Source organism: Pseudomonas sp. S2_C11 (assembly GCF_054668395.1).
This window is the reverse complement of record NZ_CP162765.1, coordinates 1,934,273-1,949,416: the sequence shown is the minus strand read 5'-3', so window position 1 is coordinate 1,949,416 and position 15,144 is coordinate 1,934,273. Positions and strand designations below refer to the sequence as shown.

Below are 15,144 nucleotides of genomic sequence, written 5' to 3'. Positions count from 1 at the left end.
TTTCAAAAAGTAGCGGCCAGATTTGTCGAGTTCAACAAACCTACCCCGCTACAACAACCATAAAACATCTACAACTCTTCAATACTTTCAATTACGCCAACAACTGCCCCCCGAGGCAGCAACGCCTCATGAACAAGGTTGCCAAAGTCCTTACTCCAGACCAGTCTGTCTGCATGCGCTGTTTTTTGAAAATAAATAAACAGACCGGCGCCCCCCAAAAAGGTGCACGTTATATCTTGCACGCCTTCTAAAATGGCGGATTCCCCTTTGAAGAAATAACGATGCGCGGAAGCAAATAATTCTTTTGCAGAAATCGCCGGATCACCCTCCTCTATATTTTCAAAGTCCATTTTTGCGTAAAAGTTCACGGCAGTTTTAAGCTCGACTACATCCACCACATCAAGGAGCCTTTCCCCACAAACAAACAACGAAAACAATCCATTTACCCAGAAACATGAATCAGTCCAATCCCTCACGACATCAAACTGAATTGAGAATATAAACGGATCACCATAAATCATTTCAATCTTACTCCTAGTGCTTTTTGCACCGCCGCCGGTATATAACTAGCCGACAATTGGCTGCCGGACCCCCCCCCGTACTACCGTTCCAGTGAAACACACCATTAAAAAAGGGGACAGCCCCCTTTTTTCCTATAGCGCTCCGCAACACTCAACGCAGGACAAACTTTCACGTATAGCTTCAGCCAATCACATTAAATGCAATCTGTTCTTATTTTTAAAAAATACGCGTTCTGCCCCCATCCACCGCCATTTCTCCGAAAAACTTGCTAAAGTGGCCTCTTCCCGCGCTTGCTATTACGCAGCCCGCTTTACCAAAGAGACTTTGTCTCCGAAATCGCACATACCATCAGTAAACGTTAGGCAGCCATCATATTCCAACACACTAAGCCCACAATCTCCACAATCAAAGTAAATGCCCAAGCACCCTTCCTTCACCCCTTCAATACGGTACTCATAAATCCCTGATATTTTTTTATCTAAGTATTTGCGTAAAGAATTCACCACCCTCACGGGATAAGCAAATTCGTCATCAAGACTCTCGACTATTTGATATTCGGCCTCTCTCAAACCGTGCGAAAAAATTGCGACCCCTTCTCCAATACTTAATGACACCCAGCCCTGCAGATGTAGTTTAAAAAACAACACCAACACGTCACAAATCTTTTCCCTTTCGATATAAAAGGAGCGCGCGCGAAACTCACAAAATTCATCATCTAAATACATAACCACCTCTCAGAATTTTGAGGACCTTTCTGGAATTAAAGCATCAAACTCATATTTACCGCCTGGCAGCACTCTTAAACTAACGGTTCGATCCGTGACCTTACTATACACATGCACTAAATCGTAGTCGCCTCGGACTTGCGACCTGGGAATCAAGCTGCTTATGTCCGTTGCACTCTCGAGGGTAGCTTTGATATCAAGCTTTGCTTGATCGATCCCAGCTCTTCCTCGTTCGTAAGGAAGTCGTCCTTGTCCGATTTTTTCCCCAAGTTTTTTATTCAAATTGGTTAACTGGGACGTCATAAAATCTTCAACGTCCCCTAAACCGGTCACAGGTTTAACCCCGCTCGCGCCGGATGACAGGCTGAGGGCTTCAGTTCCCGAGTAGTTCTTCCAGTCAGGGTGATAAGGATTCGCCCTCATTCCATCCGAAATTTTGGTTATTACACCATCAGCACCTTTTGTGGAGGTAAGCAGTTCATCAGTCTTTCCAACCAATTTGCTCCCAGCCCCGATCCCTCCAGTCAGAATCGTCCCAGCGATTTCCGCATGATCACCCAGCATCGTTTTATGGTGAGAGTTCAGCTCGTCCGTGTGGTTCGAGTCTTGGAAGTCCTGAACAATCGCTCGCTCTTCAGCACTTAACCCGCCATTTGCATCGTAGTTTTCAAGCGCCAGGGTCCCTCCTTCAGCGGCGTTCGTCTGACCATTACACTGATCGAAACCCTCGCACTTGAACAGTTCGGATCCACTGGTTTTCGCGCTCAGTTTCGCATAGGTATCCTTCACTTTCTCTCGACAGGCTGCTGGATTTTCGCTAGCTCTACAGCCCTTCAACTCTGTGACGAGATCGTCTACTTGCTGATGATTCAGGAAGTTGTACTGTGTCGCGTTGTTGGCAACCCAAGAAGCGTTTTCCAATGACTCTTGATCAGTATTGCCCAGCGCAGTTGCGGAGAGCACCCCCACTATCTGCGACCCCATGAGCAACAACTCGGGATTGCCCTTGAACCATTTGTTCATCTCACCAACAAGCGCTTCATTCGCACCAGCCGCCAACGCGCCTGTCGCAAAATCCCCGCCGGTCATCTCCGACAACAGCCCACCCACCGCCGCATGAATGATGATTTTGCCCGCTGAGCCATCATCCAGAACGCCCTGCGTAAGATCGCCCACCATGTTGAAGCTGAACGCCGCGACGGTATTGAACAGAGCCGTCTTCAGAACGTCACCGGCACTTGCATCGCCGCCGACTGCCTTGGTGATCAGCGCGGAAGTGCCACCCTGGATGATTTGGCTTCCAGCAAATCTGCCGACGCCCTCCCACGTGGCTAACGACGGGCCGAGCAACTTTCCGGTATTCGGATCGTATTTCATACCCGTCAGCTGGTTCAGGTATTCGGCCATCAATCCGGCTGTCACTCCGGAAATCACATAGCCCTTCAGTGCATCGGATGAAGTAACGTCCGCGAAAACCGCTCCAAGGTTTCCGCCGTTATTGATAAAACTGGTCGTGGCATTCGTGGCTGCACCTGTTGCCACAGCGGCGAGGCCTGCGGCCCAGGCTGTGCCCATGCTCGCGCTTAGCGAAGCGAACGCAGCAGGCCCGACAAAGGCAGCCATCACGATCGCAATAATCATCTGCGAAGCCGGGCCAAGCCCCGAGTTGCTGTATTTAAACGACTCGTGAATCTCCTTCACGCGCCGCCAATCAACATCTCCCCGAGCCTCCGCATCCTTCAACCACGCCAGTTGCGGATCAGCCTTGACCATCGCATCAATGGTCTGGCTGACGGACTCCTGACTCACATCCTTGATATCAATCTTCAGCCCATCGACCGCTTTCAGGACGATGTTGCCCTTGGCGATCATCTGCGTCTGGCGCAGGGTTTCGTCGGTGTTGCCGCGACCCTTGGCCGAGACCCATGCGGCGTTGTTGTTGGTTTTGGTATGGCTCTCGTCATGCAGATCCTTCACCCCTTCGAAGGTGATGGTGCCGCCGCTGTCGAGGAGGATGTCCTTGCCGCTGTCGAGTTTGGCCACCTGGTAATGCTGGTCGCCCAGGCTGACCAGAGACAGGTTGCCGCCGGTCTTGATTTCGCTGCCGACGTGGGTGACCTGGGTGACTTCGTCGCGCTGGAGTTTCAGGTTGCCGAAACCGCCCTTCTCCTTCATGTCATAGAGCGTGTGGTCCCTATTCTGCGCGGCCAGCAGATTGAGGTCGTTACCGGCGTAGACGTAGGCTTCATTGCCTGCGCTGATTTTGCTCGCGACCAGTGTGGTGTCACGGCCGGAACTGGTTTTTACGTCGCCGCCGGCGATGAACTCGGCGGCTTTCTGAACAGTGTGGTCGTCCTGTTCATGGACACGTTTCTTGCCGTCCTTGCTATGGGTTTCGACGTTGTATTCATCTCCGGCCGAGGACAAATAGATGTTGCGACGGCATCGAGCTGCAGGTCACCGCCGCTTTTACGCTCGACGCGAATTTGAAGGTGGCCTGTCCCCGTTTGTCTCTCGAAAGGTGGTCTTTCCCCATTTATCCGGTCCCCATTTATCCGCTTTTCTTTCAATCGTCGGGAATCTCGATATGAAACGAATCTGCATCAATTTTCAAAGACATCCATCCTGGCCCAGGCAAAACGCTTATTTCACCCTCAAGAAAATACTCACTTGCAGACTTATCGACTTTAGGCCCACTAATAAACTCCTCGACAAACTCATTACCTGAGGAACTCTTTCGATCGAGAGAATATTCATAGATAACTTTTCTCAACACACTCACACCCGAAAAGACCAGCCAGCAGTCACCCACATATTCATGCATTGCGTGCAAACCTTCACTCTTGCTCTCGTATTTGACCCATTCACCACCCTCGCTTCGAGCGTGTAACAAACCATTTACAAGACTCCATTCAACATACTCCACATCTCTAGCGGGATCGTAAATATAATGAACAGGAAAAATACTTTCGCCCTTAGGACACTCATCTTCATCACACTGTACGATCCGAGCGCCATCCGCCGCTGTTACCAACTTCGTCTTTTTCAAGGCTAGGCCTCTTTCGACATAAAGGCGAACTACTCCATTTTCGAGCTCAAAGCCTCCATATACGCAGTCAAATGTGACGAGGGAATCAAACATCGCTGAAACTATCATTTGTCTCCTGTCAGTCCAGACTGAATTAAACCTGAGTACCGTCTGGTAAATTTTTAATCTTATCGGCTATATCGGCTCTGAGCCGCATGCCTTCTACAGCATCGGCAACATATAAATTATCCAAGGAAAAATCACCACCCATTACAAAAGGCACTTTGGGCAGCAAACGCATCCCAGCACGAACTGGACCATTGCGCTTTTGCCACTGATGAGCCAACGGATAGCCTGTCAATACTTCATAGTCGTGCAGAACTACTTCAGCCCAGCTTTCAACATCCGCAGCCAAGTACTCTAACGAGCCAGTTTCCGGATCAAAAATGTAGATACTGCCATCCTTGATACAGAACTGCCCACCAAAGATATCTTCAGCAAAAAAGACACCATTATCGGCTAGACCTTTGTAGCTAGTGCGCCACAGGTCAGCATGATTCCAATCAGATATGCCCATTTCACTTTGGCTGGAGTTGCTTGGAAAAATATGCAGCGCGCCTTCAAAAGCATAGAAGCCATTGCGCTGACGCAGCACATTAAAAAGTTGTTCCGCCGAAGTCCCTGCCATGTTGCGTATTGGCCCAGACAGTTCTGGTTCACGCTCACTCAAGGACGAACTTGCAATCGATAACAACTTATCCAAATTATTCACAATCTAATCTATCACCTCTATTCTAACCTTCGTCCCGCTAGGCAACTCTCTGCATTGAGCGCCAATACAAGCGCCTGGTCAACGTGTCAGGCTTTCCTGCCCCGATGGCATCTTCAATATGTTGCGCCGACTCGGGGAAACGGGGACAGATCACGTTTTGGAATGCGTTTTAAACATGGTCTGTCCCCGTTTATCTGGGTGCTAGGCCGGTGTCAGATCACATCTAGTCCTCTACAATTAACAAGAGACATTCAAACCACAAGCAGAGATAAAATCACGTATCGGTATATCAAGAACGCTACTTTCTCCAGCGGAGAGTACATCTTGCAATGTGACGATGCCTTTTTCAAAGTCTAAAGAAACGTCAAAGCAATTAAACTCGAACGCCCTGAACAGAATGCTCTCTGAGCAAACCCGCTCATCAAAGGCGTTTTTCAAAATAGAGCGAACGCTGTCGTCCAACTCTTGGGCCACAAATCGTTCTATTATCGTGCCGCCACTGCTCATAACCATTCCTAACCAGTACGAGAACGCAGTCTGGATCACACCATCCCGAACATTTATTTTGATTGTCGAGATCGGAGCGCATCAGACGTTTGTTCCAATCACCTTACTTGGGAAAACGGCGGACAGACACGTTTTACTCCTTCATGTCGTAGAGGGTGCGGCCCTTGTTTTGCGCGGCCAGCAGGTTCAGATCATTACCGGCGTAGACGTAGGCTTCGTTGCCTGTGCAGATCTTCCCCGCGACCAGTGTGGTGTCGAGGTCCGGGCTGGTATTTGCGTCGCCGCTGGCGATGAATCAGCAGCTTCCTGAAAAGAGTGGTCGTCCTCTTCATGGACGCGTTTCTTGCCGTGCCTGCTGTGGATTTCGACGTTGTGTTCATCACCGGCCGAGACAGGGAGATATCGCGCTTGGCCTCGGCGGTAAGGTTGCCGGTAGCTTCGGCGATGGCGACAACGTTGATGTCGCGACCGGCATTGAGCTTCAGGTCGCCACCGCTTTTACGCTGGACGAGAATTGAAAGGTGGTCTGTCCCCGTTTATCTCCTCCATTTGTTGTGAATAACGCTTTTCTAATCTTTCAGCAGACCTTTGAACTCCATCGCGTTCATCTGGAAAGTAAGCAGAATAAACATCAGCTGCAATTTTCATCAGAGAAACGTAGTCAGCCACAGGTATGCTAGAAGTTAACGCTTCCCCCAAGAAGAAACTTACCTCATTGAATTCTTCTGGATCGTCCCAATCCTGATCAAGCGAGTAAAAAAAACCTTCAGCCACTGAGAACCCATGTCCCTGCGAAGCGTCGTAGATAAACGCAGGAAAATTAGTCCTCCCTCTTACGATAGAAGCCTCAATTAACTCGTAAAGACCCTCATAATCTGCGTCAGTTGAAGAAAATGATTCCTTGAGAACCTCTAACCAAACCAAATCAGCCATTATTTCGTCCTCGGCGGCATAGTAATAAATGAGTTTGTTATATCTCCAGTTTTGCTATCACGCGTCACTTGAAAGTAATAACCATCAATTTTGATACTGGCCTCCCTCATGGCTGGATTAGCTCTGAACAAAGAGCCAGCTTCGACTGCCGCCCTGCTCGACATATCAGCCACCTTGATATCTGACAGAATTTTCGAATCATAAGTTGTTTTGGTGGATTTGGACTTGTATCCACCGACCAACTCGCCCCGAGTGTTAGTTTTAGGCAACTGATAACTATACTCCACAAGGCCAGGATAACGGACATCCGTAGTTTTATTGGAGATTTTTGCCCCAGTTTTTTCAACCGACTCCAAGAAGGCATCGCTGTTATGAGCACCAGAAATCGTCCCCGCCTTACTATTACGCACGCCAATCTGGGTGTTATGACTAAGAACTTTCTCGCCAAAATCTTTCAAAAATGTAGAGGTTGCCTGACCTCCAACGGTGGCTGCCCCCTCTGAACCTATCGCTGCCGGCCTAACGACTGCCGCAATCTGCTCAGCCGTTAGCTTAGCCCCAGTTTTCGCTTCGATCTCCATCAAACCGCGGAGATCACTCAGTTCCTTGGCTGCGGCCCCACCTGCTGTGGCCCCTAACCCCACGGGAAGTGCCTCCGACATTCCTGCCTCAGCGGTCCAGATCGCGACTTCGTTCGCGCACAGCACTGGGTTTGCTGCACAAGTAGCTGCACCTCTCGTGGCCAACTGTCCAAGCAAACCAATCGCTTCCGGCGCAAGAGCAATAATTCCCGCTGCAGCCAACAATTTCACCGCATTAGCCGGATCCCCTTTCGGAAGGTGGTCGAGGACCGCTCGCGTCCTAGCGTTGGTCGAGTCGGCGATATTGCTATGAAGGAATTGATCTGTGATCCCCGAATCGTCATTTTCCCAAAGTTTATTTAATGCAAGAGAGCCTTCATCAATCTCAGCCTTGATCTGCGCGCAATCGCCGGTCGCCCAACAGTTATTGAGCCGCGCCGTGTTATCCGCATCACGCTTGGCAAACTCAGCTCGAACAGCATCACAGTTGTCTTTACACTCCTTAAGCGCTTTCTCGAGGTCTTTTACATCCTGGTGATTCAGGAAGTTGTACTGTGTCGCATTGTTGGCAACCCAAGAGGCGTTTTCCAATGACTCTTGATCAGTATTGCCCAGCGCAGTTGCGGAGAGCACCCCCACTATCTGCGACCCCATGAGCAACAACTCGGGATTGCCCTTGAACCATTTGTTCATCTCACCAACAAGCGCTTCATTCGCACCAGCCGCCAACGCGCCTGTCGCAAAATCCCCGCCGGTCATCTCCGACAACAGCCCACCCACCGCCGCATGAATGATGATTTTGCCCGCTGAGCCATCATCCAGAACGCCCTGCGTGAGATCGCCCACCATGTTGAAGCTGAACGCTGCGACGGTATTGAACAGAGCCGTCTTCAGAACGTCACCGGCGCTTGCATCGCCGCCGACTGCCTTGGTGATCAGCGCGGAAGTGCCACCCTGGATGATTTGGCTTCCAGCGAATCTACCGACGCCCTCCCACGTGGCTAACGACGGGCCGAGCAGCTTTCCGGTATTCGGATCGTATTTCATACCCGTCAGCTGGTTCAGGTATTCGGCCATCAATCCGGCTGTCACTCCGGAAATCACATAGCCCTTCAGTGCATCGGATGAAGTAACGTCCGCGAAAACCGCTCCAAGGTTTCCGCCGTTATTGATAAAACTGGTCGTGGCATTCGTGGCTGCACCTGTTGCCACAGCGGCGAGGCCTGCGGCCCAGGCTGTGCCCATGCTCGCGCTTAGCGAAGCGAACGCAGCAGGCCCGACAAAGGCAGCCATCACGATCGCAATAATCATCTGCGAAGCCGGGCCAAGCCCCGAGTTGCTGTATTTAAACGACTCGTGAATCTCCTTCACGCGCCGCCAATCAACATCTCCCCGAGCCTCCGCATCCTTCAACCACGCCAGTTGCGGATCAGCCTTGACCATCGCATCAATGGTCTGGCTGACGGACTCCTGACTCACATCCTTGATATCAATCTTCAGCCCATCGACCGCTTTCAGGACGATGTTGCCCTTGGCAATCATCTGCGTCTGGCGCAGGGTTTCGTCGGTGTTGCCGCGACCCTTGGCCGAGACCCATGCGGCGTTGTTGTTGGTTTTGGTATGGCTCTCGTCATGCAGATCCTTCACCCCTTCGAAGGTGATGGCGCCGCCGCTGTCGAGGAGGATGTCCTTGCCGCTGTCGAGTTTGGCCACCTGGTAATGCTGGTCGCCCAGGCTGACCAGAGACAGGTTGCCGCCGGTCTTGATTTCGCTGCCGACGTGGGTGACCTGGGTGACTTCGTCGCGCTGGAGTTTCAGGTTGCCGAAACCGCCCTTCTCCTTCATGTCGTAGAGCGTGTGGTCCTTGTTCTGCGCGGCCAGCAGATTGAGGTCGTTACCGGCGTAGACGTAGGCTTCATTGCCTGCGCTGATTTTGCTCGCGACCAGTGTGGTGTCACGGCCGGAACTGGTTTTTACGTCGCCGCCGGCGATGAACTCAGCTGCTTTCTGAACAGTGTGGTCATCCTGTTCATGGACACGTTTCTTGCCGTCCTTGCTATGGGTTTCGACGTTGTGTTCATCACCGGCCGAGGACAGGTAGATGTCGCGCTTGGCCTCGGCGGTGAGGTTGCCGGTGGCTTCGGCTGTGCTGGCGATGACGTTGATGTCGCGACCGGCATCGAGCTTCAGGTCGCCGCCGGTTTTCACTGTCGACGCGAGGTTTTCCACGGTGGTGGTAATGACTGAGCGATGGCCGCCATCGAACGATTCGTGGAGTTCGTCTTCGTCGCGTGTCGCCAACAGGTTGATGTCGCGCGCTGCACTCAGGCTGGCGTCACCGCCGCTGCTGATGGCAGACGCGTTGGTCAGATCCTGTCCGGACTTGATGGTCAGGCTGTCGCGGGCGCTGATGATGCCGCCGTCGTCGACGAGGGTGCGCATGCCGTTGCCATCACGCACCGCGATGGCGGTGCGATCGTTGACGATATCGCCCTTGAGTGTCGTCAGTTCGACCTGATTGCCACGGATTTCGCCGGCTAGGGCGTTGCGGATGCTGTCGGTGGCCATGAGTTTGATGCGCTCATCGGCTTCGACCAGACCGCCCTGATAGAGGCTGCCCTTGACGTCGACGGACACGTCGTTGCTGGCCTTCAATGTGCCGACGTTGACCAGATCGCTACCGGCCAGCATTTCCAGATCTCGGCCCTGAATCAGGCTGCCACCGCGCACGTTGCGCGACTCGGCCTGCGCCAGATACAACACCGGCACCAGCACTTTCTGGCCGTCGACGATGCGCTCTTCCATCCAGACAATGTCGTGGGTCAGCGCAGCGACCTGCGCCGAGGTCAGGCTGACGCCGACTGAGAGGTTCAGTTGATTTTTGCTGGCGAGCGCGTTATCCATCAGATAACGAAATTGCTCGTAGTCGTTCTCCAGGCCACCGGCGAGAAAACGCTGGCCGGTCTGGGCCATGACGGCGTCGCTGATCAGCCGCGATTCATAGCGACCGTCACCGAGGCGACGCGCCGCTTCATCGGCGCTGAAGTCGAGCTTGCCGAGCAGGTAGTCGGAGCTCATGAACGCCGTCGTCTGAGTCAGCTCTGGGTTGGTTTCGATCAGATAACGGCTCTGCGGATTCGTGCTTTGCACGAACATGCCGTACGGGCCTTTCGGCAACCGGAAGGTCGAGGAAGCCGTCGGGTCGACGGCGGCGAACGGCACACCTTTGAAGTCCACCGGTGTGAAGCTGATCTGCTTCACGCCATCGGCGTCGACATGCTCGATACGGGTAACGGATCTGGAGGTTTGGGCGACAGCGTCGGTGCTATGTTTGCCCAGGTTGATGTTGATGCCGCCGACCGCGTCAGTCTGGTCGCTGGCCAGAGAACCTGTCAGTTGGCCATAAGTGTTGTCGTATAGCGTGCCGTTCTGGATGCTGTTGGTGACGTCGAGCTTGACCTTGCCGCCGGCCTGCATCACCGCAGCGTAAACGGCGTTGCCGTTTGCGTTCCAGGTGGTGACGTCACTCATCAAAGAGAATCGCGAATCACTGGAGCGACTGATCAGTTCATCGAACCGCACCTGATCGAAGTTGCCGGCCGCGGTAGCCGCGTTGAACGCCGGAACATCGACGAACTCCATCTTGTCCCAGAGGCTGTTGTCGATACGCCCAGGGGTGCCCCTTTTCACCACGCGCGTCCCCGAACGCGACTCCCCGCCCTGGTTCAGCAGGCTGTCAGCCGTCACGGTCAGGTTGCCGTTGGCGGCCAGCAGGCTGTAACGGTTTTCAACCTGGTTGGCGTGGATGGTGAAGTTCTTGCCTGCCACGAATCGCGCCGCGCGCGAGTCCTTGAGCACCTCGTCGTTGAATTGGGTAGTGATGGTGATGGTGCCGCGCTTCCAGCCATCACCACCATCGCAGTGCTGACCGCACACCCAGCTCAAACTGCCGGACGACTGACCGGAAGTCAGCTCGAACTCGGCTTTGGCGTTTTCGAAGGAAACCGCGTTGATATCGACGTCACCCTCGCCTTCGATGGTGCCCGACAAGTTGCTGAACAACGCCGCGCGCCCGCCATCGACAGCGTCGAAGCTCATGTTGCCGCGGCTGTAAATATCGCCGTAATAGTTATTCAGGCTGTTGCCGTGCAGCTTCATCGTGCCGCCGCTGAACAGCAGCGTGTCGGCATCGTTGTAGAGACCGTTGGCGGCGGTGAGTTCGAGATTGCCTTGGGCGCCGAGGGTGCCTTTGTTATTGATCCGTGCCGCCGTCACCGTGAGGTTCTGGTTGGCGATCAGGCGACCGAGATTGTCCAGTGTGCCGCGCAAGGTCATCACGGTGTCGCCGCCGCCAACCAGTCGCCCGTCCTGCTGGATCACGTCGTTGGCGCTGATCGTGAGTTTCTGCTGCGCGGAGACTTTGCCGCTGTTGAGCAGATTGCCGCCGAGGGTCAGCGCCAGATCGCCGCCGCTGAGCAATTGTCCGGCATTGTTCAGGTTGGCCACGTTGAGGCTGAGCGCCGAAGCACTGGCGATCCGTTCGCCAGCATTGAGCGTCAGGTTCTGCGCACTGGTGTAGGTCAGCCCGCCGTTCAGTTGCCAGGTACCAACACCGTTGACCGAGCCGACATCCCATACACCATTGCCCAGCCCGGTGAGACTGCCCTGGTTGTTGGCCAGTTGGCTCACATCCAGGTCGAAAAGGCCCTGCGCCGCGTGGCGCACATTGCCGCTGAAGTTATTGATTTCGGCACCCGACAGCAGCAGGTCCTGACTGCCGATTTCGATCACGCCGCTCTGGTTGTTCAGATTGCCGGTCAGCTTGATCTGACTCGCAGCGCCACCGAGGGCGCGGAGCTGGCCACCGGCGCTGTTATCCAAGCCGTCGGCAGTCAGCTTGAGGCTGTTTGCCGATTCGATCAGGCCGCCCTGATTGAGGACCTGCCCGACGGCTTCGAGCCCCAGCTGATTACCGCTGATCTCGCCGCTGGTGTTGTCCAGGCTGGTACCAGTGAAGATCACCTGATCCTTGCCGAACATTTTGCCGGCGCGGTTAGCCAGGCGCGTCACGGTCAGCGTCAAGTCATCAATCAGGCTGGAAATCAGCCCGGCCTTGCCGCTGGCTGCACTGTTGTCGAGGTCGGCACTGGTGATGCTCACCGAGTCGGCTTGCAGCGTGCCGCCCTGGTTTTGCAAATTGCCGTTGTTCAGCGCCAGTTCGGCATGGCTGCCGTTGGCCAGAATCACACCTTGCTGATTGAGCAGTGTTTTGCCAGTAATCTTCAGGCCGTCGCTGCCAGCGATGATCTGCCCGGCAGCGTTGTTGTTGATCCAGGCGCTATTGATGTCCAGGCGCTTGCCTTGCAGGGTGCCGCCCCGGTTATCCAGCGAGGTCAGTTGATCAAGGAGCAAGCGCTGTGCGCCAGCATCGACCAGACCGGTGACGTTGCTGAAAACTCCGGCAATGTTGAGGACGACATCGCCGCCATTACCGACGATGCCGCCCTTGTCGTTGTTGCCAAGTTGTTTGGCATTGATGTCGATAGCGTTGCCGAGCAGGACACCGGCGCTGTTGTCGATCTCGTCACCGTCGATGTGCAACTGACCTTCGCTCTGAATCCGGCCCTGTTGATTCAGCAGTTGCGACTGGCTTGGTGCAGTTTGCTTGAGGATCAACCGCGCGCCATCGGCACCTGCGGCCAACAACCCGTTGGCACGGTTATCAAGGCTGGCCGCGTGCAACTCCAGGCCGTCGGCGATCATCCGCCCGCCACGGTTGTCGACGTATCCGTCCTTGGCCACCACCAGCAATTGCCGGGCGGCGACTACACCGCCACGGTTATCGATAGAGCTGGCACGCAGTTCCACATCGCCTTTGATGGATTGCAGACGGCCCAATGCGTTGTTCAAGTGCTGCTGGACGAGGAGCGTCAGTTGCCCGGTTTCGGCGCTGAGCGTGCCGTCGTTGTTGCCGATCAGATTGCGCAGGTTTGCGTCGACGATGCCGCCCAAAAGTTGGCCGCTGGCGTTTTGCAGATCTTGCGCGGTCAGGCTCAGGCGATCGGTCCCCTGGATCAGGCCAAGGCTGTTATCCAGGTCTGCACTGGAAACCACGCTGTCATCGGACGAAATCGCGCCTTGCGTATTATCCAGCGTGCCGCGACTGGCCACCTCGAGGGTTTTGCCCGTCAGACTTGCGTTGCGGTTGTTGATGCTCTGCGCAAAGACGGTCAAGCGATCCGAAGTCTGCACCTTGCCGTCGTGGTTATCGAAATCCTGCATCAGCGTCAGATCAGCAGCACCTTTTTCCGCGCTGATCACACCCTTGGCGCTGTTATCGAGGCGAGTGGCCGTGACGAGAATGTCGTCGGCTGCCAGCGTCCCCCCCTGATTGAGCAACTCCCCTCCCGACAGTGCCAGTGTGGTTTTCGCCTGGATCTTGCCCGCGCCGTTATTCAGACGTTCGCGGGCGACAACCTTGGCCTCACCGTCGCTGGCGCCGATCAGGCCGCCGCTGTTGTCCAGTTGACGGGCGTCCACGTCGAGGCGACCGGCGATCACTTTGCCGCCGGTGTTTTTTACCTCCTGAGCATTGAGCTTGAGGCTGCCGCCGGCGATTTCGATACGACCCTGACGGTTGTCGATGCTGTCGACCACCAGTGTTGCCGCTTGCCCATCGGCGAAGCGAATCAGGCCGCTGAGGTTGACGATGGCCGGCGCGCTCACGACTAGACGGGTTTCACCATAAACACGCGCATTCACACCTTGGTTGACCAGGCGCGCCGCGTTCAGAGTGATGTCTTGAGCCTGCACGGTACCGTTCTGGTTCTCGAACGTTGCGGCTGCGCTGGCGGTCAGGGTTCGGCTGGCCAACACGCTGCCACTGTTGCTCACCGAAGCACTGTTGATCGACAGATCACCCTTGGCGTTGCGGCTGTTGTCTGCGTTCACCCCGGCTTCAATCACACCAGCGTTGGTCAGCCTGCCGCCGCTGCTCAGGCTGACGCTGTCACGGGCAGCGAGGCTTTGGCGATTGATCAGGTCTTCGGCGGTTTGTACGGTGACCTGCGTACCGGCATAAACCGCGCCCTGGGCATCGAGACTTTTGGCCTTTACATCGACGGCATTACCCGCCGTGACTTTAGCCAGGGTCAGCTGGCCATTGGCGTCGATCCGGATGTCACCGGCGCTGGCGGCAAGATCCCCCGCCAGCTTCACACCAACGCCCTGCTCGGTACCGACCAGTTTGATTGCACCGGCATACATGCCGCCGAGCGCCGAGGAGTCGATGGCCAGTTGTGGTCTGGCGCTGCCGTCATCGGCACGGGCGGTGGCACTGAGCGTGTCGGCGTTGACGTCGTTGCGGCCGGTGGTGATGTTCAGGTTTTTTGCGTGGATCTGTGCATTGATCTGCGCACTGCGAGTAATGATTTCGAAACTGTCGACGTTGCTCGCATCAAGACCGACGCCGTCAATCGACACGCTTCCCTGATCAACCTGAAAGCGCTCCAGGCGACCATTGTCGAGCACCGGCTTACCGGTGGTCAGCGTGACACGTGGCGTGTTGATGAAACCGCAACCGTTGCAACTGATGCCGTAAGGATTGGAAACGATCACCCGTGCCGATTGCCCTGCGACTTCGGTGTAGCCGCGCAACTGGCTCGGGCTGCCGCCATTGACTTCGTTGAGGATGGTTTGTGCCGCTGCGCCACGCAGGTTCGGGTTGCCGAGAATGATCCCGCCCAGTTGCGTCTGTTGCATGCGGTCGGTGGCGTTGTTGAGGATGACGCCTTGCGCACCGACGTTGTAGTCGTGGAACTGGTTATGCGACAGGCCACTGCCATTGGGCGCTGCGATGTTGACGATTGGCACGCCATTGCCGGCGCGATCCAGACTGGTGCCGGGTGCACTGACAACGATGCCGTCCGCCTGCGCCCACACCGGTTGCCAGAACATGACGTTCGCCAGCAAAAAGGCCAGACCACGCTTGGGCATGCCGCAGAATTGCTCGCGCTTTTTTACGGCCGCAGAAGGTTGGCTAGCCAGGAAGGCCAGGTGGCGAATGTCCATATCAGA

At 54.9% G+C, this 15,144-nt stretch carries 8 protein-coding genes and 1 pseudogene; 1 reads left to right on the top strand and 8 read right to left on the bottom strand.

The annotated features are described in order from the left end of the window. Window positions 1–68 precede the first annotated feature (68 nt). The 6 genes and pseudogenes from AB4N48_RS09015 to AB4N48_RS08990 all read right to left on the bottom strand — a co-directional run bounded on the left by AB4N48_RS09015 (window position 69) and on the right by AB4N48_RS08990 (window position 5,554). The gene (locus AB4N48_RS09015; protein ID WP_236169913.1) at window positions 69–521 is read right to left on the bottom strand and encodes an Imm42 family immunity protein; all 453 of its coding nucleotides are present in this window, start codon (window positions 519–521) and stop codon (window positions 69–71) included. A 297-nt stretch (window positions 522–818) separates the two neighbouring features. Then, window positions 819–1,247: a hypothetical protein gene (locus AB4N48_RS09010; RefSeq protein ID WP_041479757.1), complete on the bottom strand. Its 429-nt coding sequence runs from the start codon at window positions 1,245–1,247 to the stop codon at window positions 819–821. Between the two features lie 9 nt (window positions 1,248–1,256). Next, window positions 1,257–3,686 (bottom strand): annotated as a pseudogene (locus tag AB4N48_RS09005) (DUF637 domain-containing protein); the annotation flags it as partial. Between the two features lie 127 nt (window positions 3,687–3,813). Further along, window positions 3,814–4,296 carry a hypothetical protein gene (locus tag AB4N48_RS09000; RefSeq protein ID WP_252867762.1) on the bottom strand — a complete coding sequence of 161 codons (483 nt, stop codon included), beginning with the start codon at window positions 4,294–4,296 and terminating at the stop codon, window positions 3,814–3,816. A 133-nt stretch (window positions 4,297–4,429) separates the two neighbouring features. Further along, window positions 4,430–5,047: an SMI1/KNR4 family protein gene (locus tag AB4N48_RS08995; protein ID WP_224787207.1), complete on the bottom strand. Its 618-nt coding sequence runs from the start codon at window positions 5,045–5,047 to the stop codon at window positions 4,430–4,432. A 237-nt stretch (window positions 5,048–5,284) separates the two neighbouring features. Next, window positions 5,285–5,554, bottom strand: a complete 270-nt coding sequence (locus AB4N48_RS08990) for a hypothetical protein (RefSeq protein WP_016775048.1) — start codon at window positions 5,552–5,554, stop codon at window positions 5,285–5,287. A gap of 218 nt (window positions 5,555–5,772) precedes the next feature. Here AB4N48_RS08990 and AB4N48_RS08985 point away from each other — a divergent pair, with 218 nt between their 5' ends. Next, window positions 5,773–6,072: a hypothetical protein gene (locus AB4N48_RS08985; RefSeq protein WP_130927882.1), complete on the top strand. Its 300-nt coding sequence runs from the start codon at window positions 5,773–5,775 to the stop codon at window positions 6,070–6,072. Here the strand turns inward: AB4N48_RS08985 and AB4N48_RS08980 are convergent. After that, entirely contained in the window at window positions 6,053–6,487 is a 435-nt protein-coding gene (locus tag AB4N48_RS08980; protein WP_016775049.1) for a hypothetical protein, read from the bottom strand. The genes AB4N48_RS08985 and AB4N48_RS08980 overlap by 20 nt on opposite strands. Further along, on the bottom strand, window positions 6,487–15,138 hold the full coding sequence (locus AB4N48_RS08975) for a two-partner secretion domain-containing protein (protein WP_460095181.1): 8,652 nt from the start codon (window positions 15,136–15,138) through the stop codon (window positions 6,487–6,489). The genes AB4N48_RS08980 and AB4N48_RS08975 overlap by 1 nt, the downstream gene beginning before the upstream one ends. Between the last annotated feature and the right edge of the window lie 6 nt (window positions 15,139–15,144).

Coding starts and splice junctions, on each gene's coding strand:
- AB4N48_RS08990 (WP_016775048.1), bottom strand. CDS start 5,554: ATGAGCAGTGGCGGCACGATAATAGAACGATTTGTGGCCCAAGAGTTG.
- AB4N48_RS09015 (WP_236169913.1), bottom strand. CDS start 521: ATGATTTATGGTGATCCGTTTATATTCTCAATTCAGTTTGATGTCGTG.
- AB4N48_RS09010 (WP_041479757.1), bottom strand. CDS start 1,247: ATGTATTTAGATGATGAATTTTGTGAGTTTCGCGCGCGCTCCTTTTAT.
- AB4N48_RS08975 (WP_460095181.1), bottom strand. CDS start 15,138: ATGGACATTCGCCACCTGGCCTTCCTGGCTAGCCAACCTTCTGCGGCC.
- AB4N48_RS08980 (WP_016775049.1), bottom strand. CDS start 6,487: ATGGCTGATTTGGTTTGGTTAGAGGTTCTCAAGGAATCATTTTCTTCA.